Genomic DNA, 709 nt, shown 5'->3' with positions numbered 1-709 from the left:
CCGAACATGATCCCGATGCGGTTGCGTCTTTTGTATTTTCGTTTGTCATATTTGACGGGTTTCCCGCGGGATTTTCGTCCTGGAATGCAGGGTTTGATCCCTTTTCCCTCCAACGCATCCCGAAACCAGTCAGCATCATAACCTCGGTCTGCCAGCATCCACTGTGCCATAGGAAGACTGTCCAGCAGAGCAGCGGCACCGGTATAATCGCTGATCTGTCCCGCCGTCATGAAGAAGCTCAGCGGTCGTCCGTTCTGATCGGTGACCGCATGCAGCTTCGTATTCATGCCACCTTTTGTCCGTCCGATCAGGCGGCCTGGGTCCCCTTTTTTAGCCGCAGGCTCAAAGCCGTGCGGTGCGCCTTGAGATACGTCGCATCAATCATAATCGTCTGAGGCTTGGCTTGCGTAGCAGACAGGCCATCCATCATCCGCATGAAAATGCCCATGTCGCCCCAACGCTTCCAGCGATTGTCGAGGGTCTTGTGTGGACCGTATTCCCGCGGCGCATCACGCCGACGCAGACCATTGCGGTTCACAAAAATGGTCCCGCTCAGCACACGGCGGTCATCAACGGGAGGTTTGCCATGGCTCTTGGGAAAGAATGGCCGCAGACGCTCCATTTGTTCGCCCGTCAGCCAAAACAGGTCGCTCATCTTCAGTCTCCTCACAGAGCCTGAATCAGATTTCCCCATCCAAATCAATGGGTC

The 709-nt window shown here is 55.4% G+C and carries 1 pseudogene; it reads right to left on the bottom strand.

From position 1 onward, the window contains the following. Nucleotides 1–655: pseudogene (locus tag AA105894_RS10870) on the bottom strand (IS5 family transposase); the annotation flags it as partial. Nucleotides 656–709 lie beyond the last annotated feature (54 nt).

Source organism: Asaia spathodeae NBRC 105894 (assembly GCF_025994195.1).
In the GTDB taxonomy this organism is placed as follows: Bacteria; Pseudomonadota; Alphaproteobacteria; order Acetobacterales; family Acetobacteraceae; genus Asaia; species Asaia siamensis.
Note: the sequence above shows the minus strand (reverse complement) of the source record. Positions and strands in the feature narration are given on the sequence as shown.